This window comes from Micromonospora sp. NPDC002717 (assembly GCF_040295705.1).
GTDB lineage: Bacteria > Actinomycetota > Actinomycetes > Mycobacteriales > Micromonosporaceae > Micromonospora.
Window position 1 is genome coordinate 238,152 of record NZ_JBEOVW010000004.1, and the last position, 23,157, is coordinate 261,308.

Below are 23,157 nucleotides of genomic sequence, written 5' to 3' on the forward strand. Positions count from 1 at the left end.
GCCTCGGTCACCGACGCCCGACGTTCGACAGTTCGGCGGCGACGTCGGCGGTCGCGACGCGCGGGCGGACCCGGGCCGGCGGGGCGGGCAGGGCACGCCGGTCGACCTTGCCGTTCGCGGTCGCGGGCAGCTCCGGCAGGACCACGTACCGCAGGGGCACCATGTAGTCGGGCAACTGCTGCGCCATGAAGGCGCGCAGCGCGCGTTCGGCCACCCGCTGCGGGTCGGCGTCGCGTTCGGTCACCACGTACGCCACGAGGGTCGCCGCGGCGCCCAGGTCGTCGCGCAACAGCACGACGCTGTTGGCGACGAGCGCGTGCCGGTTGAGCACCGACTCGATCTCGCCGAGTTCCACCCGCTGCCCGCGGACCTTCACCTGGGTGTCGATGCGCCCGCCGTAGTGGAGGTGCCCGCCCGGCGACCACCAGGCCAGGTCGCCGGTGCGGTACACCCGTTGCGGCCGGCCGGCGACATCCGTCTCGACGAACCGCTCCGCGGTCAGGTCGGGCCGCCCGGCGTACCCCCGGGCCAGGCAGTCCCCGCCGAGGACCAGTTCCCCGGGCTGGCCCAGCGGGGCGAGCGCGCCGCGCTCGTCGAGGACGTACGCGGCGACGTTCGTGATCGGCCGGCCGATGGGGACGGTGTCGTCCGGTTCGGGCCGGCGGCACGGCCAGGCGGTGACGTCGATGGCGGCCTCGGTGGGCCCGTACAGGTTGTGCACCTCGACCTGCGGCAGGACGGTGGTGAGCTTGTTGACCAGCTTCGGCGGCAGCGCCTCCCCGCTGCATACGACCCGTCGCAGCCCGGTGCAGCGGCCCAGGCCGGCCTCCTCGACGAAGAGGGCGAGCATGGAGGGCACGAAGTGCACCGTGGTCACCGACTCGCGGGCGATGACGTCGACCATCTCCTGCGGGTCGCGGTGCGCCTGCGCCTCGGCCGTGACCAGTGTCGCGCCGGCCATGAACGCCCACAACAGCTCCCACACCGACACGTCGAAGGTGTACGGCGTCTTCTGCAGCACCACGTCGCCGGGGCCGATGCGGTACTCGTCCTGCATCCACACCAGCCGGTTGGCCAGCGACAGGTGCGTCATCTGCACGCCCTTGGGCGCCCCGGTGGAGCCGGAGGTGAAGATGACGTACGACAGCCCTTGCACCACCTCCGCCGGGGCCCGGTAGCCGCGCCAGTCGACCGGCGCGGCGGGCAGGTCACCGCCCGTCAGCGGCCGTACGGGCACGGACGGCTCGCCGCCGGAGCCCAGCGCGGCCCGCCCCGCGTCGTCGGCCAGCACCAGCGCGGCGTCGGCCGCGCTGAGCATGAGGTCCAGCCGGGCGCGGGGGTGGGACGGATCCAGCGGCAGGTACGCCCCGCCGGCCAGCAGGACGCCGAGCACCGCGACCACCATCTCGGGGCTCCGCTCGGTGCACAGCCCGACGACCGACCCGGGTCCCACGCCCTCGGCGCGCAGCCGCCCGGCCAGCGTCGCCGCCTCGTCCAGGAACTCGCGGTAGGTGCGGTCCCGTCCGCCGCCGCGCAGCGCGACGGCGTCCGGGGTGAGCGCCGCCTGGCGGCAGATCGTCTCGTGCACCGGCGTACGTGGCGCGGGGACCGGCGCGGGGTTGAAGCCGAGCAGCGTCGCGCGCTCCGCCGGGCCGACCAGCGCGGCGTCCCGGACCGGCCGGTCCGGATGGGCGGCGAGCCAGGCGTGCAGGGTGTCCAGGCGCTCCTGCAGGTACGCGGGATCGCCATGGTGCCGGGTGAACCTGACCGGCACCCCGGCCAGGACCGCCGACGCCCCGGGCCCACCCGTCATGGGCTCGGCCAGCACGACGTCCGCGGACGGCGGCTCCGGCTGCCGGCCGGGCGTCTGCGCGCGTACCTGGGTCAGGGTGCTGTCCGGGGAGACGCGCACCAGGACGTCGCCGCGCGGGCCGTGCACGGCGACCGACGTCGCGGCCGAGAGGCGGTGGCAGAGCACGGCCGCCACCGCCGCGACCAGGTCCAGATCGTCGTGGCCGCTCATGCCGTCACCAGCCCGGCCAGCGTGCGCGGCGTGGGGTCGGCGGAGAACGCCTCGACCGGGACATGCACCCCGAACCTGCGCTGCACCTGGGTGATCATGCGGATGAACAGCAGCGATTCACCACCCAGCACGAAGAAGTTCGCGTCCGGGTCGATGTCGGGGGTGCCGAGCATCCGGCCCCACAGCTCCATGATCTCGTCCACCACCTCGGTCTCTCCGGCGCCGACGGCGGGCTGCTCCGGTTCCGCGATGTCGGTGGCCGGCGCCGCCGGTACGGGGTCGAGCCAGTGCCGGGTGCGGGCGAACGGGTACGTGGGCAGCGCGACCCGCCGTGCGCTGCTCGCACCCCGCACCGCGGTCCAGTCCACGGCCGCTCCGGCGGCCCACAGCCCGCCGAGTCCGGCGAGCACGTCACCGGCGTCGACCTGCGCCCTCGGCCGGGGTTGCAGCGCGAACGTGGGCACCCGCCCCCGGTCCTGCGTCCACCGCCCCGGCCGCGCAGAGCCCGAGCCCGCCGTCGTCTGCCGGGCCATGCCGGTCAGGGCGGTGCCCGGCCCGACCTCGACCAGGACCGGGTCGGGCAGGTCCAGCGCGGTCAGCAGCGCGTCGTGGTAGCGCACCGGGCTGCGCAACTGCGCGGCCCAGTAGCCCTCGGCACGGGGCAGCCCCCGGCCGAGCAGTACGCCGTCGATGCTGCTGACGACCGGTACGGTGCGGGGTCGCTGGGCGATGCGGTCCGCCTCGGCGCCGAGCAGTCGTGCCGCGTCGGCCATCATCCGCGAGTGGAAGGCGCGCTGCGCGGGCATCGTCCGGCAGTGCACCTCGGCCGTGGCCAGGCGCTCCCGCAACTCGGCGAGCTGCGCCACCGGCCCGGCCAGCACGGTGAACTCGGGGGTGTTGTACGCGGCCACGTCGAGACCGTCCAGGCCCGCCAGGTGCTCCTCGACGGTGGACGGCGGCGCGAGCACGGCCAGCATGCCGCCCTCGGGCGCGTCCTGCATCAGCCTGCCGCGGGTCGCGACCAGGCGCAGCATGTCGTCGGCGGCCATCTCGCCGGCCAGCGCCGCGGCGGCGAACTCGCCGATCGAGTGGCCGATCAACGCCGCCGGGCGGACGCCCCACGACACCAGCAGTCTGCCGAGGGCGAGTTCGTGCAGCGCCAGCGCGGGCTGGGTGACGTCGGTGCGGTGCACGATCCCGTGCGGGTCGTCGTCGACCAGCACGTCGCGCAGGTCCAGCCCCAGGACCGGGGCCAGCAGCGCCGCCCCGTGGTCGAGGTCGGCGCGGAAGGACGGGTAGCGGTCGTAGAGGCCCCGCGACATGGCGGGGAACTCGGCGCCCTGACCCGGGAACAGGAACACCACGCTGGGCCGGCGCGCCGCCTCGCGGACCGGCGCCTTGGGCAGCCGGGTCAGCGCCGCGGGGACGTCCCGCGCGGCGACCGCGAGCCGGTGCGGGAAGTGCCTGCGGTACGTCTGCGACGTCAGCGCGACATCGCCGACGGCCAGGTCGGGGCGTTGCCGCAGGTGCTCGCCGAGCTGCTCGGCGGCCTCGCGGACCGCCTCCGGGCTGCGCCCGGACAGCACGATCAGCTCGGTGCGACCGTCGAGCACAGCGGGACCGGGCGCGACCGATCCGTCGGCCTCCTCCAGCACCACGTGGGCGTTGGTGCCGCCGAGGCCGAAGGAGCTGACCGCCGCCCGGCGCGGGCCGCCGGCGGAGTCCCACTGCCGGGCCACGCTGTCCACCGTGAACGGGGTCGACCCGTCGAGCAGTTCGGGACGGGCCTGCTTGAGGCCGGCCAGCGGCGGGATCTGCCGGAAGTGCAGCGCCAGCGCGGCCTTGATGAGCCCGGTGACGCCGGCGGCCGCGTCGAGGTGACCGACGTTGGCCTTGACCGAGCCGATCGAGCACGGCTGCTCGCCGCGCCGGAACACCTCGGTCAGCGCCGCCAGCTCGATCGCGTCGCCGACCTCGGTGGCGGTGCCGTGCGCCTCGAGGTAGCCGACGGTCGCGGGATCGACGCCGGCGGCGGCGTACGCGCGCGTCAGCACGTCGATCTGTCCGGCGATGCCGGGCGCGGTGTAGCCGACCTTCATGCCGCCGTCGTTGTTCACCGCCGAGCCCTTGATCAGGGCGTACACGGTGTCTCCGTCGCGGCGGGCGTCCTCGGCGCGTTTGAGCGCCACCATGGCGACGCCGTTGCCGGGGACGGTCCCGGCGGCCGTGGCGTCGAAGGGCCGGCACGTGCCGTCGGGCGACATGATGCCCTTCGTCTCGTAGAGGTAGCCGGCCTGCTGCGGCACGGCCACGCAGGCGCCCCCGGCGAGCGCGACGTCCGAGTCGCCGGTGCGCAGGCTCTGGCACGCCAGGTGCACCGCCACCAGCGACGTCGAGCAGGCGGTCTGCACGGTGATCGCGGGGCCGCCCAGGTCCAGCCGGTACGCGATCTTCGCGGCCAGGTGGTCCTTCTCGTTGCCCAGCACCACCGACAGCAGCCCCTGGGTCTCGACCAGGCCGGGCTGCGCGAACACGTGGTGCAGCGCGTAGTAGTTGAACCCGGCCCCGGCGAACACGCCGACCCGGCCGAAGGGCTCGCGGGTGGCCAGGCCGGCGGACTCCAGCGTGGCCCACGCCGTCTGCATCAGCAGCCGGTGCTGCGGATCCATGGTCTCGGCCTCCCTCGGCGTGATGCCGAAGAAGGCGGCGTCGAACAGGTCCGGGTCGGCCAGCACGCCACGCGCCGGCACGTACGCCGGGTCGTCGAGCCGGTCGGCGGGCACGCCCGCGGCCAGCAGTTCGCCGCGGGTCAGCTCGCTGATCGTGATCTTCCCGGCGGCCACGTTGGACCAGTACTCCCAGACGTCGGCGGCGCCGGGGAACCGGCCCGCCATGCCTACGATCGCGATGTCGCCGTTCATCAGGATGCGCCTGCTCCTTCGGTCTGTGCGTGCAGATGCCGGGCCAGCGTCTGGACGGTCGGGAAGCGGTAGAGGTCGGTCAGCGCGACGGCCCGGCCGGCCAGCCGCTCCTGGAGCAGCCGGCGCACGATGGCGAGCCGCAGCGACTCCCCGCCGACGTCGAAGAACGCCTCGTCGACGTCGAAGTCGTCGGTGCCCAGCGCCTCCACCCAGGCCCCCGTCACCAGCTCCTCGAACTCGGCGAGCGACGCGGAACGCTGGGCCGGAACCCGCGCCGGCTGTCCGGCCGTCGCGGCGGCGGTCGCCTCGTCGCTCGCCGTCGCAGCGGCGGGCAACGCGGCAACGGCGGGTGTCGCGGCAACGGCGGGCTGCGGCACCGCGGCCAGCGCGCCCAGGGCACGGAGGTCGACCTTGCCGTTGCGGTCGAGCGGGAACTCGGCCACGGTCACCCACTGCTGCGGCCGGGCGTAGGGGGCCAGCTCGGCCTCCACCGCGCGGCGCACGTCGGCCACGACAAGGCCCTCGGGCGCGGGCTTCAACGCGGCGCACAGGCGTACGCCCGACCCCGTCACCGGGTCGCCGGTGGTGAACACCACCGCGTCCTGCACCCCGGGCCGCGCGCGCAGCCGGCGCTCGACGTCGACCAGCTCCACCCGGTGCCCGGCGATCTTCACCTGACGGTCGTTGCGGCCCAGGAAGCGCAGCTGCCCGTCCGCGCCCCAGCGCACCAGGTCCCCGGTGCGGTACAGGCGCACCCCCAGGCCCGCGTGCCGCACGAACGACGCGTCGGTGCGCACGGGGTCGTTGAGGTAGCCGTCGGCGAGCCCGCCGCCCGCCGCCCACAGTTCGCCGATCGCGCCCGGCGGCACGAGGCGCCCCGACGGGTCGACGACGTACAGGTCGGTGCCGTGCACCGCCGCACCGATCGGCAGCGGGTCGGGCGTCGCGTCGGCGTGCTCGACCGAGTACGTCGTGGTGAACGTGGTGTTCTCGGTGGGGCCGTAGCCGTTGGTGAGCCGCAGCTCCGGGCAGGCCCGCAGCACCCGGCGCACGTGCGCCGGGGAGACCACGCCGCCGCCGGTGAACAGCTGCCGCAGCCCGGCGAACGCGTCCGGGCGGTGGTCGGCGACCAGGTGGAACACGCCCGAGGTGAGCCAGGCGTGGGTGATCCCGGCGGTGTGCAGGAACCCGGCCAGGCCGCTCGGCGTCGGTTCGCCGGGCGGGAACACGACCACGGTGTCGCCGTTGGCGAGCGGCACCAGCAGCTCCAGCGTGGACGCGTCGAACGCCAGCGGGGACAGCCGCATCATCCGCATGCCCGCCCGCCGGTCGGCGAACAACCGCGGGTCGTCGGCCAGCCGCAGCACGGCCCGGTGCGGCACGACCACACCCTTGGGCACCCCCGTGGAGCCCGAGGTGAAGGAGACGTACGCGGCCCGCGCCGGGTCGGCCGGCGCCGCCTCGGCCGGGCCGCCGTCGGACCGCGCGAGGTCGGCCGTCGCCGAGCCGGCCCAGCCAGGCGCACCCCCGCGCGCCTCGACCGGGCCCTCTCCCGGCTGCGCCGACCCGCCCAGGCGGGCAAGTGGGCAGTCGGCCGCGCCCGACCACTCCGGGCCGGGCCCGGCCGCGCCGAGGCGGGCCCGCGGCGCGACGGCCGCGGCCAGGTGCGCCCGCCACTCGCCGGTGGCGTGCTGGTCGACCGCGACGTAGTGCGCGCCCAGCCGCAGCACACCCAGCACCGCGACCGCCTCGGCCGCCGAGCGCGGCACCTCCAGGATCACCGCGTCGCCGGCGCGTACGCCGTGCGCGCGCAGCAGCCGCGCCTGCTCGACCGCGTGGTCGTGCAGCTCGCGGTAGGTCAGCGTGAGCCCGGCGTGCGGGTCGACCAGCGCGATCCGTTCGCCCGTGGCCTCCGCGTGCGCCGCGAACCGGCTCCACACGTCGTCGGCGGTGTCGTGCGGCCCGCCCGCGCCCAGCGTCCGCAGCCGGGCGTGCTGCCCCGTCGACAGGGTCGTGACGTCGCGCAGGGCAGCGTCCGGGTCGGCGGCCAGCTCCCGCAGCGCCGCCTGGAACGACTCGGCCAGCTCCCCGGCGTCGGCGGCGGTGAGCGCCGACGTGGCGTACTCCAGGGCGAAGCGGGGTCGTTCGGACCACGACTGGAGGTAGAGCAGCGCGTCGAACACCGCGCCGTGGCAGTGGCCCTCGTGCACCCGCCAGGTGCGCCCGCCCTCGACCAGCTCGTCGGGCACCAGCTCGTGGTGGGCGGCGAAGCCGAGCTGCGCGAGCGGGTTGCGGCCCGGGTCGGTGGTGACGCCGAGCCCGGAGACGACCCGCTCGAACGGCACGTCGGCGTCGGCAGCCGCCTCGGCCATCGCATCGGCCACGCCGCGTACGTGGTCGCGCACGCTGACGTCGTCGGGCGCGGCGCAGCGCACCGGGACGGCCCGGGTGCAAAGGCCCACGATGGCGTCCATGCCCGCCTCGAACCGGCCCGCCGCCGGCACCCCGAGCACCAGGTCGGTCAGGCCGGCGCGGCGGGACGCGGCCAGCGCCCACGCCGCCATGGCCACCGACGTCACCGTCACCCGGCAGTGCCGGGCCAGTTCGGTCGCGGCCTGCGCCGCCTCGGCGTCGAGGTGGAAGTGCAGGCGCGCGCCGCGCCCGTCGGCCTCGACGACCGGCGGCAGGTCGGTGGGCAGCGCCACCGTCCACGGCGCGCCGTCCAGCCGGGCCGCGATCCGGGCCAGCGCCTCGTCCACCGCCCCGGCCTTCTCCCGCGCGGCGAGCCGCGAACCGATCCAGTCGGGCGACGGCGCGGGTTCCGCCGGACCGGCGCCGGCGTAGAGCTCGGCGAACTCGCGCCAGAGCACCCCGATGCTCCAGCCGTCGCTGATCGTGTGGTGCACCAGCATGGTGAGCAGGTCCCGCTGCCCGGCACGGGTCAGCACGAAGACGACCGGCGGCTGCTCGAAGGGGCGCAGCAGCTGCGCGGCCGACCGGCCGTAGAGATCGTGCACGGCGCGTACCGGGTCGTCGCCGGGCAGTGTCTGGTGCAGCAGCCGGGGCTCGTACGGCGCGGGCAGCACGATCCGGGCCTGGCGTGGGTCGCGGACGAACCGGGTGCGCAGCGCCTCGTGGCGGGTCGTCAGCTCGCGCAGCGCCGCGCGGGTCCGGGCCGCGTCGAGCGGCCCGTCCGCCTCGAGGGTGAACATCAGGTGGTACGGCGCGTCCTGGTCGAGCAGGTGCGCGGCCAGCATGGACCGCTGGCCGGGCAGCAGCTCCAGCTCGGTGGGCCGCTGGGCGGCCGGCGGCGGCGCGGTGTCCACGTGGTCCACCGCGCCGGCCAGTGCCTGCGCCAGCGGCAGCGCCGACAGCAGCCGGGCGCTCTCCACGTGCGCGCGCAGCTCCCGCTGGCCGAGCGAGACCAGCGCGATGGCCTGCAGCGAGGTGCCGCCCAGGCCGACGAACGACTCGGTGGCCGCCGCGTCCCGGAGGTGTTCGGGGGTGAGGCCGAGCACCTGCGCGGCGAGCGGCGCCCAGGCGGTGAGGTCGGGGGCGGCCATCAGACGCTCTCCGCCACGGGCCGGTCCAGCGGCACCTGGCCGGCGATGTCGCGCAGGTCGGCGAAGCGGGGGTTCTCCAGCACGTGGCCGAACATCACCGCGAGGTTGAGTTCCTGGCGGATGAGGGTGCTCAGCCGCAGCGCGCTGAGCGAGTGGCCGCCGAGGTCGAAGAAGTCGTCCTCGTCGTCGACGGTGTCGACGCCGAGCACCTCCATCCACAGCTGTTCGAGCTCGGCCACCCAGGTCCGGTCGGTTACGTCGCGCATCAGTGGTGCCTCTCTGTGTCGAGTCGGGTCGCGGGGGCGTCCAGGTAGTGCCGGGTGGCCGCGAAGGGGTAGGTGGGGGCGGGCACGCGGCGCCGGCCGGCGTCGTGCGCGGGGTCCCAGGCGTCGACGACGCCGAGTTGCCACAGCGCGCCGACGGTCGCCAGCAGCCGGGCGTGCCGGTCGGCGGGCAGCGCGGGCTGGTCCGGGCCCAGGTGCGGGGTGACGCTCGTGCCGACCTCGATCCAGAGCACCTGGTCGAGGTCGACGGGCAGCGTCGCCGGCGCGGGCGGTACGGCCGCCTGCGCCCGCCAGTACGCGAGGTTGTCGTAACCGGTCAGCGGCTCTCCGCCGGACGTGTGGACGGGCAGGTCGGGCGGGCCGAACCGGCTGCCGTCGACGTCGGCGCCGCGGATCAGCGCCAGCGCGTCCGCGACGGACATGATCCCGGCCACGACCGCGCAGGCCACCGCGCCGAGACCGACGCCGGCCAGGGCGCGCGGTGCCACGCCCCGGCTGCGCAGCGACCGCGCCAGGCCGACGCAGGCCAGCAGCCGGGTGCAGCGCTCCCGGACGGCCTCGTCGAGGTCGCGCCCGCGCAGCAGCGCCACACCCTCGTCGACGACCTGGCGGTACACCGGGTCGGCGTCGTAGTTGGGCCGGTTGCCGGTCAGCTCGCCGGCCCCGGTGAGGTGCAGCGCCACACCACGTGCCCGCGCCTTGGCCACGGCCTGCCGGACCGTCGGCGGCGAGGCGTGCGGTCCGGTCAGGAACGCGGCCCGCCACGGCAGCTCCGCCCGGCCGGTCCGCAGCGTGTACGCGAGGTCGGCCAGTTCCCCGGGCGCGGTCCCGGCCACACACGCGACGGCGCGGTCCAGGCTGTCCTGCGCCGCGGCGGCGGTCTTGGCGGAGACCAGGACCAGCTCGGTGACGTGGCGGCGCGGCCGGGGCCGGGCGGCCGGGGCCTCCTCCAGCACGACGTGGGCGTTGGTGCCGCCGATGCCGAAGGCGCTGACCCCGGCCCGGCGTACGCCGTCGATCGGCGCCCACGGCCGGGCCGCCGTCGGCAGCTCGAACACCGAGCCGTCCAGCCGGACCGCCGGGTTGGGCGTGGCGAGGTGGGCGATCGGCGGGATCACGCGGTGCTTCAGCGCCAGCACCGTCTTGATCAGGCCGATCACCCCGGCGGCGGTGTCCAGGTGCCCGACGACCGACTTGGCCGCGCCGAGCGCGCAGGGCGCCCGGTCGGGCCGGTCGCTGTCGAAGACCTGCCGCAGCGCCGCCACCTCGATCGGGTCGCCGAGCGCGGTGCCGGTGCCGTGGGTCTCGACCAGGCCGATGGTGTCCGGGTCGACGCCGGCCACGCTCAGCGCCGCCGAGATCACGCCGGCCTGGCCGGTGGGGCCGGGCGCGGTGAAGCCCGCCTTGCGGGCGCCGTCGTTGTTGACCGCGCAGCCGCGGATCACCGCGTGCACGGTGTCGCCGTCGCGCAGCGCGTCGGCGAGTCGCTTGAGCACCACCACGCCCGCGCCGTCGCCGGGCACCGTCCCGTCGGCCGCGGCGTCGAAGGCCCGGCACCGGCCGTCGGCGGAGAAGATCCCGCCGGGCTCGTGCAGGTGCCCGCGTCGCGTCGGCGGGGCCACCGTGGCGCCGCCGGCCAGCGCCAGGTCGGCGTCGTACGTCAGCAGGGCCTGCGCCGCCTGGTGCACCGCGACCAGCGACGTCGAGCAGGCGGTCTGCAGCGTCAGCGCCGGGCCCTGCAGGTTCAGTTTGTACGCGATCCGGGTGCTGGCGAAGTCCTTGTCGCTGCCGATGATCAGCCCCAGGCCGCCGGCCGCCTCGACGGCGCGCTCGTCGGGCCAGACGTTGTCGAGCAGGTAGACGTTCAGGCCGGTGCCGACGTACACCCCGATGCGGTTGCCGTCGGCGGCGACCGGCGGGTGGCCGGCGTGCTCCAGCGCGGCCCAGGCGCACTCCAGCAGGATCCGCTGCTGCGGGTCCATCAGCATGCTGTCGGACGGTGAGTAGCTGAACAGCCGGTGGTCGAAGCGGTCCGCGTCGCGCAGCACCGCCCGGGCGGGCACGAAGTCGGGCCGCTCCACCAGGTCCTTCGGCACGCCCCAGCCGACGAGCTGCTCGGGGGTGAAGAAGGTGACCGCGTCGATGCCGTTGACGACGTGGTGCCAGAACAGGTCCAGGTCGCGTTCGGCGCCCGGGACGCGGACGGCCATGCCGACCACGGCCACCGCCGCGCTGTCGTCGAACTCAGCCACGGCTGCCTCCCCCGGCCCGGCGGGCGGCGAGCAGGGCGCGGCCCTGGTGGCGCTGCGCCGCGTGCGCGTCGGCGACCACGGGGGCCGCCTGCTGCAGGTGCGCGGCGCAGCCGGCGACCGTGCCGGCGCGGAACAGGTCCGTCACGGAGACCTCCAGGCCCTCCTCGGACAGCCGCTGCTGCAACGCGATCAGCGCGAAGCTGTGCCCGCCCAGGTCGAAGAAGTTGTCGTGCAGCCCGATGTCGCCCCGGTCGAGCACCTCGCCCCAGGCGGCCCGGATCCGTTCCTCCAACCCGGTGCCGGCGGTGTGCTCGCGTCGCGTCGCGGGTGCGGCGGCCGTGCGCGCGGCGCGGCTGTCGGCCAGCAGTCGGGCGGTGTCCACCTTGCCGTGCGCGGTGAGCGGGATCGCCGCGACGGCCAGGATCCGCGACGGCACCATGTACGCCGGCAGGATCGCCCGCACGTGGGCGCGCAGCTCGCGTTCGGCGTCCGGGCCGACCTCGCCGACGACGAAGGCGACCAGGTGGTCGTTCTCGGCCGCGACGGCGCACGAGCGTACCGCCGGGTGGGTCAGGAAGGCGGCCTCGACCTCGGCCAGCTCGACGCGGTAGCCGCGCAGCTGCACCTGGGTGTCGTTGCGGCCGAGGTACACCATGTTCCCGTCGACGCCCCACTTGACGACGTCGCCGGTCTTGTACATGACGCCCCCGCCGTACGGGTCGGGCAGGAAGCGCGCCTCGGTCAGCTCCGGGTTGTCCACGTAGCCGTGCGCGACGAGCACGCCGCCGCAGTACAGCTCGCCGGGCACGTTGAGGCCGGTCGGGCGCAGGTCCTCGTCCAGGACGTAGCAGCGCCCCGACGGCAGCGGCACACCGATGTCGCCCTCCGTGACCCGGGCCAGCTCGCCGGTGGGCACCTCGACGATCGTGACGTGGATGGTGCCCTCGGTGATGCCGTACATGTTGACGAACACCGCGCGCATGCCCGGCGCGCCGGCGACCAGCGACGTGACCCGCGACCAGCTCAGCGCCTCGCCGCCGAGGACGACGTAGCGGATGCTGGAGACCTCGTCCGCGCCCAGCAGCCGCAGGTACGGGGGCAGCAGCCGGTAGAGCGCCCCCGGGGTCTGGAACACCACCGTGACGGCCTCGCGGCGCACCAGCGCGGCGAGGCGCTCCCGGTCCACCAGGTCGGCCTGGTCGGCGATGACGAGCCGGCCGCCGGTGCTCAGCGCCCCCCACATCTCCCACACCGAGGCGTCGAACGAGAACGAGCTGGCGGCCAGCCACACGTCGTCGGCGGTGATGTCGAGACCGGCGGGGGTGGGGCTGTTCAGCGCGTCCAGGCCGCCGTGCCCGACGATGACGCCCTTGGGCACGCCGGTGGAGCCCGAGGTGTAGATGATGTACGCCTGGTCGCCCGGCCCGGGGAACGTCTCGGCGACCACGGACGCCCCGTCGAGGGTGTGCGCGTCGGCCATCCGGATGTCACGGCCCCGCGCCAACGCGGCTGCCGCGTCCGCGGTGCCGGCCTCCACCAACATGATCGGCATGGCGGCGCTGGCCGTGATCAGTTCGAGGCGCTGCTGCGGATACTCCGGATCCAGTGGCACGTAGACGCCGCCGAGCTTCCAGACGCCGAGGATCGCCGCGATGACCGCGGGCGAACGGCGCAGCAGCAGCCCGACCCGGTCGCCGCGCCGCACGCCCCGGTCGGCCAGGCCCGCCGCGATCCGCCCGGCCCAGCGGTCCAGTTCGGCGTAGGTGACCTCCACGTCCCGGTGGCGCACCGCCACGGCGTCCGGGGAGTTCGCCACGTGCCCGGCGAACCGGCGCAGCACCGACGGGTGGTCGACGGGCTCCTCCGGGATCGGCGGGTTCACCCCCGCGGTCAGCAGCAGCCGCTCCGCCTCGTCCACCATGGACGGCTCAGCGTCCGGCCCGTCGACGACCGACCGCAGGAAGGCCAGGTAGTGCGTGAGCAGCGTCGCGACGGTCTCCGGGGTGAACAGCTCGGTGCTGTACTCGGCGCGCAGGAACGGCGCGGCGGCGGACACGTCGAGGGTCAGCCCCAGGTCGAACTTGGTGACGTCGACCTCCACGTCGACCTCGGTCAGCTTCACCCCGTCGAACTCGGGGAACGCGAACGGGAAGTTCTGCACCGTCAGCGAGGTCTGGAACAGCGGCGCGTGGCTGAGCTGCCGCTCCCCCACGGTGGCCCGCACGATCTGCTCGAACGGCACGTCCTGGTTGGCGAACGCGGCCATGCTGGCCCGGCGGGCCCGCTCGACCAGCTCGGCGAAGCCCGGCCGGCCGGACACGTCGAGCCGGATCGGCAGCGTGTTGACCAGGCAGCCGACGATCCGTTCCTCGGCCTCGTCCATCCGGTTGGCCACCGGCACCCCGACCACCACCTCGTCCTGGCGCGCGTACCGCGACAGCACCGAGGCGTACGCGGCCAGGGTCACCGCGAACAGCGTCGTGCCCCGCGACCTGGCCCAGGCGGTGAGCCGCTCGACCAGCTCGGGCTCGACGGGGCGGCGCAGCACCGCGCCGCGGGCGCTGAGCACGCTCGGCCGGGGGAAGTCGGTGGGCAGCGCGAGCTGCGGGACGTCCCGCAGCTCGGTGCGCCAGAAGTCCAGCCCGGAGCTGTCGCGCTCCCAGGACTCGCGTTGCCGCCGCGCGTACGCCAGGTAGGACTCCGCAGGTTCGGCGTACGTGGCGGCATCCGGGCCGGACACCGCGGCGTTGTACTCGGCGGCGAGGTCGCGCAGCAGCAGGCCCACCGACCAGCCGTCACAGGCGATGTGGTGCACCAGCACGGCGAGGGTGTGCTCGTCGGGGCCCCACGAGCGCACGAAGGCGCGCAGCACCGGCCCGTCGCCGAGCCGGAACGGGCGCCGGGCCTGTTCGGCCACGAGGGCGTGCAGGAAGCTCTCCTGGGTGTCCCGGTCGGCCCACCCACCCGCCTGGACGTCGACGTCCGCGTGCGGGGTGGCCGACACCCGCTGGGTGAGCACACCGTCGACCAGGGCGAACGTGGTGCGCAACGCGTCGTGCCGGGCGACGACGCGGATCAGTGCCCCGCGCAGCGCCTCGGGCCGCAGCGCGCCCTGCAGGTGGACCGCGAAGGCCACCACGTACGCCGGATTGCCGGGCTGGAGCTGGTTGAGGAAATAGAGCCGTTCCTGAGCGAAGGAAGCACGACCGGTACGAACCATGCGTCGATCGTGGTCTGCCGGACGTCCCGCCCGGCAGAGCGACCTTCCCCGCCCCGCCAGGGAAAACCTCCCGGTCGGGTGCCGGACACCGCACGCCTTCGCCGGACACGGCTCGGCCCCCGGTCCGGCGGGTCAACCGTCGGACCGGGGGCCGGTCAGGCTGGGCACGCCCGGCAGGTCCCGACAGGACCGGCCGGCGGATGGCGATGAGGGACGGTTCGACTGCTCGGGCCGGGCGGGCCCGACCTGGAGCGGCGCGTGGGGTGGCCGGCAGGTGCCGGCCACCCCACGCGGCAGTCTGTGGACGGGTCAGAGGCCGCCGGTGAAGACCAGCCGGTTGGGCGTACCGGCCAGGTCGCCCTGGACCACGCCGGTGGTGGCGTTGCCGACCAGCCAGCTGTGCAGGGTGGCCTGGGAGGCGTCACCGTTCACGCTCTTGTAGAGCGCGGCGATGCCCGCGACGTGCGGGGTGGCCATCGAGGTGCCGTTGAAGACGGCGGTGGTGTTGTTCGGTTGGGTCGACAGGATCGCCGAGCCGGGAGCGTAGAGGTCGACGCAGGCGCCGGTCGAGGAGTAGCTGGCCCGGGCGTCGGTGTTGGTCGACGCGGCGACGGCCACCGCGGCGGTCACCGCCCGGGGCAGCCGATCGCAGGAGTCCGCGCCGGTGTTGCCCGCCGAGGTGGCCAGGAAGACACCGGAGTTCATCATCCCGGTGATCGCGGCGGCCATCGTGTCGGAGTACGTCCAGTTCCACGAGGTGTTGGCCACTGCCGGCTTCGCCGCGTTGGCGGTCACCCAGTCGATCGCGGCGATGGTCGCCGAGGTCTTGCCCGACCCCTGGCAGTTGAGGATCTTCACGGCGTGCAGCCGGACGCCTTTGGCCACCCCGTACGTCTTCGAGCCGATCGTGCCGGCGACGTGGGTGCCGTGCCCGTCGCAGTCGGTGTTGCGCCGGTCGATGGCGTTGTAGTCGAAACTCGCCCGGCCCTCGAAGTCCGGGTGGGTCACGTCGATGCCCGAGTCGATGACGTAGGCGTGCACACCGGAGCCGGTGGCGGTGGCGGTGTAGCTGTTGGACAGCGGCAGCGTGCGCTGGTCGATCCGGTCCAGGCCCCAGGACGGCGGGTTGGCCTGGGTGCCCTCGGCGACGCCGTCGAGCCAGGCGTCCTGCTCGACGGCGAGCACCGCCGGATCGCGGCGCAGCGCCTGCACCTGCCCGGCGGTCAGCTCGGCGGCGAAGCCGTTGACCGCCCGTTCGTAGACGAACCGCGGGTTGACCGACAGGGCACGGGCGATACCGCGCGGTTCGGCGCCCGGGCGCAGCCGGACGATGTACTCGCCGGGCACCGGCCGCACGCCGGGCGCGGCGGACGCCGCGTTCACCGGTGCGGACGACGTGGACGCCGGTGCCGCCGCAGCCGGTACGGCGACCAGGGTGCAGCCCGCCGCCACCAGCGAAGCCATCAGGACTCTTGATCTCACATTGCCTCCCAGACTGACCCGGTGTCATCACGGGATGACGCCGCGGTGAAGAGGCACGCTAGTCGGAGCACTGTCGAGCGTCAATGCCTTCCTCGCCCGACGGACCCGAGGGCAGGGTGGCGGACGACCGGTCGTGACATCGACTGTCGCGCCGGGCCCGGCGACGTACGCCACCGAGCCCGACGGAGCGACGACTAGTATTCGCCACGCCCGAAGGCGGCCAGCTCCGCGGAGTGGCCGGGGTTGCTGACGTACGTCGCCCCGATCGGGGCGGTCACCCGGCACCACATGTCCAGCCGTTCCACGTCGATGCCGGCCGCCGCGGCCAGCTCGTCGCGCCGGCGCAGCATCTCCGCACGGTCCAGGCCCTCCAGCACGTAGTCGACCGCGTCGAAGCACGGGTCGCCGGCGCAGGCCATCGGGTCGATGGCGACCAGCCCCTTCGCGCCGCCGCTGAGCACGTTGCCCAGGTGCAGGTCGCCGTGCAGCAGCACGGTGTCGGTGGGCACCGCGAACAGGTCGTCGCGCAGCCGCTTCGACCCGGCGAGGTCGGCGCCCCGCCGCACCGCCGAGTTGAACAGCACGTCGATCCAGTCCTCCAGCCGCCGCGGCGCGGCGGCCGGATCGCCGGCGCCGTGCAGGTCGTTGAGGAACGCCGCGTACTCCCGCGGCGACGGCGGCTGCGGCATCTTCTCCACCAGCGTGCCCGGGTGGATCGACTCCAGCAGCACGGCGCCCTTGGCGGCCGCCAGCACCGCCGGCACCCGCCCGCCGGGCGCGAACTGGCGCAGCATGTCGACCTCCTCCCGTACGGCGTAGCTGTCGGGCGACAGTTTCAGCACCGCGTCGCCCTGCGGGCCGCGGCACCGGAACACCACCGAGGAGTTGCCGGACTTGAGCCGGTCGCCGAGGTCGAGCTGCCACTGCGCGACGAGCTCGTCCAGTCGCTGGGGCAGCGTGCCGACCCAGCGGTGCGCCGCCTTGCCGAACCGCGGCTCCAGCCGGTTCGCGATCGCTTCCAGATCCAGGGTCATCCCGCTCACCTCTCCATCGATCGCGCGCCGGCGCAGGCGGCCGAGCCGCCCACCCCCGGCAGGGACATGGCGCCACGCCTACGGGCCAGCGGCACGCCGCCACCGGACACCGTGTCGAGACTCGACCCGTACGGCCCGGGGCGCTCCAGCCTGGCCTTGCGGGCGACCTCGATCGCCTCGTGCCGGTCCGACACGTTCAGCTTGCTGAAGATGGTCGAGATGTGGTTGCTGACCGTCTTCGGCGAGAGGTTCAGCCGCGTGGCGATCGCCACGTTTCGCATGCCCGACGCGATCAGCTCCAGCACCTGCCGCTCACGCGTCGTCAGCTCCGGGAAGAGCTGCTGGTTGCGCGGCTCGCGACCCAATCGCCCGATGAGTTGGTCGGCCACCCGGGGGCCGAGGATCACCTCGCCCGTCGCGATGCCCCGGATCGTCCGCACGATGCCGTCGCCCGGGCAGCTCTTGAGCACGTAGCCCCGCGCGCCCGCCCGCATGGCCGCGAAGACCGCCGCCTCGTCCTCCACCGCGGTGAAGACCAGCACGGCGGTCGAGGGCGACATCCGGGCGATCTCCTGCAGCGTCACCCCCACCTGGAAGCCCGGCAGCTCGATGTCGAGCACGAGCACGTCCGGGCGCAGCGACGCCGCGCATGCCATCGCCTCCCGCGTGGTCCCCGCCTCGGCGACCACGCTGACCTCAGCCGAGGAGGACAGCAGGGCGTGCAGGCCCCTGCGTACCACCGGCTGAGCGTCGGCCAGCACCACCGTCACGGTGCGAGGTTTTGCCTCGTCCGCGACACTTCCCGGACCCCGCCTCATCGTATGAGCCAGTTCCGAGGTCGAGCCAACGCTGACCATTACGACACCTCACCCCGTCCTAACGGCCCGCGACGCCTCCCTTCCGGAGGCGTCGCGGAAGCGCCGACCTCCGCGTCGGCGTGAACATCTACTGACGGCGAACAGAACAACACATGAAGTCAGTCGGACGGAAGCCATGTCAATCTTCTGACGTATTTTCCGAAATCAATTTAATACGACCATCCGCTACCCTTCTCGGCCGACGGAGCAGGCCGCGACAGACCGGGGAATGCCGGGACGATGTACCCGCAGGTCCCGCCTCCGCGCCGCACGCCGGGACGCACCGTCCACCCGGATCAGGCCGGGCGTCTAGCGCACCGCGCCCCGGCCGTCCACCGGGAAAGTTCCCTGCCCACCCGGGAAGTCGTCCCGACCCCCGTCCGCCGAACGCCCTGTCCCGCCCGGCCCCGCCGCCGCGAGGATTGACGCCGGCCGCTCCACCACACAAGGATGTGCGAATATGCCCTTGTCACGAATGATTGATTTTTCATCCCGTTTGGTGCCGACCGATCCGCTGCGCAGGAAACTGATCGCGATCCGGCTGGCCGAATCGATCGGCAAGGGAGTCTTCCTCAGCGGCAGCGTCGTCTACTTCACACTCCGCGTCGGCCTCGACCCCAAGCAGGTCGGCCTGGGCCTGTCCGCCGCCGGCCTGTCCGCCTTCATCTCGTCGGTCGTGTTCGGCGTGATCGCCGACCGGGTGGGGGCGCGCAGGCTGCTCGTCATGCTGTTCGCCGCGCTGACGGTGGGCTTCGGCCTCTACGCCCTGGTGGACAACGCGATCCACTTCTTCGCCCTGGTGGTCGCCGTCGGCTTCATCGAGTACGGCACCGGCCCGACCAACGGGGCCCTCGTCGGCAACCTCGTGCCCGCCGAGGAACGGGTCAAGCTCAAGGCGATGATGCGCTCGGTGTTCAACATCGGCTTCAGCATCGGCATCGGGGTGGCCGCCGTCGCCGCGCTCGATCAGCGGCTGCTCGTCCTGATCCCGCTCACCACCGCCGCACTCATGGCCAGCGCCGCGCTACTGGTCACCCGCCTGCCCGACGTGCCGTCGCGTCCCGTCCCGGTGGGCTTCAAGCGCTTCGCCGCCGTACGCGACCCGCGCTTCCTCTCCGTCATCGGCGTCTCGACGGTGCTCGCCTCCCACGTCACCGTCATCCTGGTCACGATGCCGCTGTGGGCGCTCAACCGCACCTCGCTGCCGCACTTCCTGATCCCGTTGCTGCTCATCTTCAACACGGTGTTCGTCATCCTGTTCCAGGTGCGGGCCAGCCGGGGCGCGGACACCGTGGAAGGGGCCGGCAGGCTCGCGCGACGCTCCGGCTACTGGCTGGCCGGCGGCTGCGCGGTGATCGCGGTGACGGCCCTGGACGACAACGTGGCGCTGGTGTCCGTCGCGATCGTCGCCGCGGTGCTGATCCTGTCGGTGGCCGAGGTGATGCAGGCCGCCTCGGGTTGGGGTCTCGCGTTCGGCCTCGCCCCCGAGCACGCGCAGGGCGAGTACCTGGGCGCGTTCGACCTGCACGTGATCACGCAGAACATCATCGGTCCGGCCGTGCTGTCCGGCCTGGTCATCGCCTTCGGCTTCTGGGGCTGGCTCGGCATCGCGGTCGCCGCGCTGGTGGCGTCGGCGCTGATCATCCCGGTCGCGCACCGCAGCCAGGCCACCCTCGTCCCGGAAGCGGCCTCGGCGACAAGCCCGTGAGCGCCACCGTCGGCCGGGTCATCCGGGCCGGCGGCGCGGGGCGTGCCACGGGCAGCCGTCGCGCGGGGCGGCGGTTCCGCACCAGGACAACAGGAGCGTGAACAGCGGTCCGACCACCGAAAAGGGCCCAGCACCACGCGGGCGCGGGCCGGCCCCGGTGTGGGGACGGCCCGCGGCCGCGTGATGGGTCAGGAAGGGTCGGGGTCCGCGTGCTCCGGCCGCGCGGCGGCGGCCACCAGGGCCCGGATCTCCGGGGCCATCGTCGCGCTGAGGGGTTCGCGACGCAGCTCGCGCAGCAGCCCGGCGACCATGCCGACCATCACGAACAGGAACGGCAACGCGGCGAGGATGGTCAGCGACTGCAGGGCGGACAGGCCACCGGCGAGCAGCAGCACGGCGGCCACCAGGCCGGTCAGGATGCCCCACATGGAGACCAGCCATGCCCTCGGTTCGAGGTTGCCGCGCGAGGAGAGTGTGCCCATCACCACCGAGGCGGCGTCGGCCCCGCTGACGAAGAAGAGGGCCACCAGCACCATCACCAGGATCGCGGTGACGGTGAAGAGCGGGAACTCCCGCAGGACCGCGAAGAGCGCGGCCTCCGGGCTCTCCGCCACGGCGGCCGAGAGGTCGGTGCCGCCGAGCTGCAGGTCGATGGCGGTACCGCCGAACACCGAGAACCAGGCGAAGCTGACCAGGCTCGGGATGGCCACCACACCGAGGACGAACTGGCGGATGGTACGGCCCCTGGAGATGCGGGCGATGAACGCGCCGACGAACGGGGTCCAGGAGATCCACCACGCCCAGTAGAAGATGGTCCAGCCCGCCATCCACTTCTCGCCCCCGAAAGCGCCGGTGCGGAAGCTCATCGGGATGAGGTCGTAGAGGTATCCGCCGGTCGAGGCGGTGAGGCTGTTGAGGATGAAGACCGTCGGACCCACCACGAGCAGGAAGAACATCAGCGCCACCGCGAGCACCATGTTGGTGTTCGAGAGGAACTGGATGCCGCGCTTGACGCCGGTGACGGCGGACACCACGAACGCCACGGTGAGCACCGCGATGATCCCGATCGCCAGCGGGGTGGACTTCGGCACGTCCCAGAGGTTCGTCAGGCCGCTGTTGATCTGCAGGGCGCCCAGCCCGAGGGAGACCGCCGATCCGAACAGCGTCGCGAAGATCGCGAAGATGTCGATGGCCTTGCCGGGGCCCCGGTTGGCCCGGTCGCCGATGAGCGGGAAGAAGGCGCTGCTGATCAGGCCGCGCCGGCCCTTGCGGAAGGTGAAGTAGGCCAGCGCCAGGCCCACCACCGCGTAGATGGCCCACGGGTGCAGCGCCCAGTGGAAGAACGAGTACTCCATGGCCACCCGGGCGGCCTGCTGGGAGTTCGGTTCGGTGAGACCGCGCGGCGGCGTCCCCAGGTGGGACAGCGGCTCGGCGGCACCCCAGAACATCAGGCCGATGCCCATGCCGGCGCTGAACATCATCGCCACCCAGGAGACGGTGGAGAACTCCGGTTTCTCGTCGTCCCGGCCGAGCTTGATCCGCCCGTACCGGCTCAACGCCAGCCAGACCGACAGCACGACGAAGGCGGCGCTGGCCAGCACGAAGACCCAGCCGAACGCCCTGACCACCCAGTCGAGCGCCGCGCCGGTGACCGACGCCAGGTTGTCGGTGGCCACGATGCCCCACACGACGAAGAGCACGGACACCGCGGCGGCGATCCCCAGCACCGCCCGGTCGACGTCTCCCGGGCGGCGGCCCGGCTGGGCCGGCGCTTCTCCTAACGGGGTGTTGCTGTCAGTTGACGTACCTGTGGCGGGCACGGCCATGGTCTGTGGACCTCCGTGGGCTCGCGGGAACGCAGGCCGCGGTTCCGGCGCTGTATTCCCGCCGGTGGGCCCGCAATTCCGATTTGTCCCGACCTGGTCAGCGGTCCGGGAACTCGGGATGGTGTCTCCGGTTCATAGGCGATCTTGCGTGAGTGACGAAACGTACGTGCGGTTTGTCGGGGCTCGACCGCCACTGACGCCGGCGACGGGCCGCAATCACTCTGGGTGTCAATCTTGGAGGAGACCCTGCGATCTCATGACAGTCCCGTGACAAGACCGGTGATCGAGCGTCACGGACCGTGGACGAGCGCGGGGCAACCCCTCCGGGACCGGCTCGCGTCAGGGCACGATCCAGGCCAGCACAGGCGTGGCCTGCAACCCGACCAGCAGGCACATCAGGGCGAGCAGCGCCACGCTCCAGCCGAACATGCGCCGGAACAGGTCGCCCTCCCGGCCGCTGAGTCCGACAGCGGCGGCGGCGATCGTCAAGTTCTGCAAGCTGATCATCTTGCCGAGCGTGCCGCCGGAGGCGTTGGCCGCGGCGAGCAGGACCGGGTCGAGGCCGGCCCGCTGCGCCGCCGCCACCTGGAGCGCGCCGAACAGCGAGTTGGACGAGGTGTCCGAGCCGGTCAGGGCGACCCCCAGCCAGCCGAGAACGGGTGCCAGGACGGCGAAGAAGCCACCTGCACCGGCCATCCAGACACCCAGGGTGGCGATCTGCCCGGCGGCGTTCATCGTGAACGACAGGGCGAGCAGCCCGACCACCGTCAGGACGGCCCAGCGCAGCTCGAACAGGGTGCGCCCGTACTGTCTCACGGCCTCGCGCGGTGACACCCGCAGCAGCGCCATCGTGACCAGGCCGGCCACGACCAGCAACGAGCCGGGGGCGGCGAACCAGGCGAAGCGGAAGGTCGTCAGCGGTGACGGCGCGCCGGACGCCGTGACGACGTGCAGGCCGGGCCAGGCGAACGTCACCGTGCCGGCGTCGAGCAGGTGCTTGACGGCCGGCACCTGGGAGACGGCGAAGACCGCCACGATCGTCAGGTAGGGCGCGTACGCCCGCCACTGCGAGCCCGGCGCCGGCGGCGCCTCGCGCTCCTCCGGCAGGCCCCCGCCGACCGTGACGGGAACTCGCTGCCGCGCCGCCGGCCGGCGGGTGACGAGCAGCAGGGCACCCATCCCCGCGAACGCGGCCGTGATGTCGGCGAGCGCGGCCGTCAGGAAGTTCGCGGTGACGAACTGGGCCACCGCGAAGGCGGCGCCGCACGCCAGCGCCGGGCGCCACAGCTCCCGTACGCCCCGGCGGCCGTCGACGACGACGAGCAGGACCAGGGGCACGACGACCGCGATCACCGGGACCTGCCGGCCGGCCATCATGCCCAGTTCCGGCGCGGGCAGCCCGGTCACGCCGGCCAGCGTGGTGATCGGCAGGCCGAGCGGCCCGAAGGCTGCCGGTACCGTGTTCGCCGCCAGCGCCACGGCGGCCGCCCGGACCGGGGTGAAACCGAGGGCCAGCAACATGACCGTGGTGACGGCCACCGGCGTGCCCTGGCCGGCCAACGCCTCGAGCAGCGACCCGAAGCAGAACGCGATCACCATGGCCTGGATGCGGCGGTCGCCGCTGATCCGGGCGAAGCCCTGCCGCAGCGTGTCGAAGTGCCCCGTGTACACGGTCAGGCGATAGATCCAGATCGCCGTGCCGAACGTCCAGACGAGCGGGAAGAGAGCGAAGGTGGCACCCTGGCCGGCGGCCAGCAGCGTCTGCGACAACGGCATCCGCCACAGCCACCAGGCCAGGACGACCGCCACGGTCAGCGCGCCGAACGCCGCCACCCAGGCCCGCGCCCGCACGACGCCCAGCAGGACGAACAGGGTCAACAGGGGCAGCGCGGCACAGGCGGCGCTCAGCGCGAGCGACCCGGCGACAGGTTGCAGGGGCTGCTGGTACATCGAGACCGCCTCGGCTGCGGACGCCCCCGGTCCCGGC

General features: G+C 73.9%; 12 protein-coding genes. 1 reads left to right on the forward strand and 11 read right to left on the reverse strand.

Annotation, left to right across the window (positions count from 1 at the left end):
- Nucleotides 1–7 precede the first annotated feature (7 nt).
- From ABT006_RS09205 to ABT006_RS09245, 9 genes are all read right to left on the reverse strand, one after another.
- Nucleotides 8–2,023, reverse strand: coding sequence for a non-ribosomal peptide synthetase (locus ABT006_RS09205; protein ID WP_350704523.1), 2,016 nt, complete (start codon nt 2,021–2,023; stop codon nt 8–10).
- Nucleotides 2,020–4,944 carry a beta-ketoacyl synthase N-terminal-like domain-containing protein gene (locus tag ABT006_RS09210; RefSeq protein ID WP_350704525.1) on the reverse strand — a complete coding sequence of 975 codons (2,925 nt, stop codon included), beginning with the start codon at nt 4,942–4,944 and terminating at the stop codon, nt 2,020–2,022. The genes ABT006_RS09205 and ABT006_RS09210 overlap by 4 nt, the downstream gene beginning before the upstream one ends.
- On the reverse strand, nt 4,944–8,507 hold the full coding sequence (locus ABT006_RS09215) for a non-ribosomal peptide synthetase (RefSeq protein WP_350704526.1): 3,564 nt from the start codon (nt 8,505–8,507) through the stop codon (nt 4,944–4,946). The genes ABT006_RS09210 and ABT006_RS09215 overlap by 1 nt, the downstream gene beginning before the upstream one ends.
- Entirely contained in the window at nt 8,507–8,773 is a 267-nt protein-coding gene (locus ABT006_RS09220; RefSeq protein ID WP_350704528.1) for a phosphopantetheine-binding protein, read from the reverse strand. Before ABT006_RS09220 ends, ABT006_RS09215 begins: the two co-directional genes overlap by 1 nt.
- Nucleotides 8,773–11,043, reverse strand: a complete 2,271-nt coding sequence (locus tag ABT006_RS09225) for a beta-ketoacyl synthase N-terminal-like domain-containing protein (RefSeq protein WP_350704530.1) — start codon at nt 11,041–11,043, stop codon at nt 8,773–8,775. The genes ABT006_RS09220 and ABT006_RS09225 overlap by 1 nt, the downstream gene beginning before the upstream one ends.
- Nucleotides 11,036–14,263: a non-ribosomal peptide synthetase gene (locus ABT006_RS09230; RefSeq protein ID WP_350704532.1), complete on the reverse strand. Its 3,228-nt coding sequence runs from the start codon at nt 14,261–14,263 to the stop codon at nt 11,036–11,038. Before ABT006_RS09230 ends, ABT006_RS09225 begins: the two co-directional genes overlap by 8 nt.
- Nucleotides 14,264–14,572: 309 nt before the next feature.
- Complete coding sequence (locus ABT006_RS09235) at nt 14,573–15,727, reverse strand: S8 family peptidase (protein ID WP_350704534.1); 1,155 nt, start codon at nt 15,725–15,727, stop codon at nt 14,573–14,575.
- A 212-nt stretch (nt 15,728–15,939) separates the two neighbouring features.
- A complete protein-coding gene (locus ABT006_RS09240; protein WP_350704536.1) occupies nt 15,940–16,779 on the reverse strand; it encodes an aminoglycoside phosphotransferase family protein in 840 nt (279 codons plus the stop codon).
- A 5-nt stretch (nt 16,780–16,784) separates the two neighbouring features.
- Complete coding sequence (locus ABT006_RS09245; RefSeq protein WP_350704538.1) at nt 16,785–17,549, reverse strand: LuxR C-terminal-related transcriptional regulator; 765 nt, start codon at nt 17,547–17,549, stop codon at nt 16,785–16,787.
- 586 nt (nt 17,550–18,135) lie between these two features.
- Here ABT006_RS09245 and ABT006_RS09250 point away from each other — a divergent pair.
- Entirely contained in the window at nt 18,136–19,344 is a 1,209-nt protein-coding gene (locus ABT006_RS09250) for an MFS transporter (protein ID WP_350704540.1), read from the forward strand.
- Between the two features lie 188 nt (nt 19,345–19,532).
- On the opposite strand, the gene ABT006_RS09255 is transcribed toward ABT006_RS09250, so the two are convergent.
- Nucleotides 19,533–21,170 (reverse strand): BCCT family transporter, encoded by a 1,638-nt coding sequence (locus ABT006_RS09255; protein WP_350704541.1) that lies wholly within the window; start codon nt 21,168–21,170, stop codon nt 19,533–19,535.
- A 339-nt stretch (nt 21,171–21,509) separates the two neighbouring features.
- On the reverse strand, nt 21,510–23,120 hold the full coding sequence (locus ABT006_RS09260; protein WP_350704543.1) for an L-lactate permease: 1,611 nt from the start codon (nt 23,118–23,120) through the stop codon (nt 21,510–21,512).
- Nucleotides 23,121–23,157: the final 37 nt, after the last annotated feature.

Bases quoted from the DNA above. Each gene is read 5' to 3' on its own strand.
- ABT006_RS09215 (WP_350704526.1), bottom strand. From the start codon at position 8,507: ATGGCCGCCCCCGACCTCACCGCCTGGGCGCCGCTCGCCGCGCAGGTG.
- ABT006_RS09235 (WP_350704534.1), bottom strand. From the start codon at position 15,727: ATGGCTTCGCTGGTGGCGGCGGGCTGCACCCTGGTCGCCGTACCGGCT.
- ABT006_RS09210 (WP_350704525.1), bottom strand. From the start codon at position 4,944: ATGAACGGCGACATCGCGATCGTAGGCATGGCGGGCCGGTTCCCCGGC.
- ABT006_RS09205 (WP_350704523.1), bottom strand. From the start codon at position 2,023: ATGAGCGGCCACGACGATCTGGACCTGGTCGCGGCGGTGGCGGCCGTG.
- ABT006_RS09220 (WP_350704528.1), bottom strand. From the start codon at position 8,773: ATGCGCGACGTAACCGACCGGACCTGGGTGGCCGAGCTCGAACAGCTG.
- ABT006_RS09260 (WP_350704543.1), bottom strand. From the start codon at position 23,120: ATGTACCAGCAGCCCCTGCAACCTGTCGCCGGGTCGCTCGCGCTGAGC.
- ABT006_RS09230 (WP_350704532.1), bottom strand. From the start codon at position 14,263: ATGGTTCGTACCGGTCGTGCTTCCTTCGCTCAGGAACGGCTCTATTTC.
- ABT006_RS09255 (WP_350704541.1), bottom strand. From the start codon at position 21,170: ATGGCCGTGCCCGCCACAGGTACGTCAACTGACAGCAACACCCCGTTA.
- ABT006_RS09240 (WP_350704536.1), bottom strand. From the start codon at position 16,779: ATGACCCTGGATCTGGAAGCGATCGCGAACCGGCTGGAGCCGCGGTTC.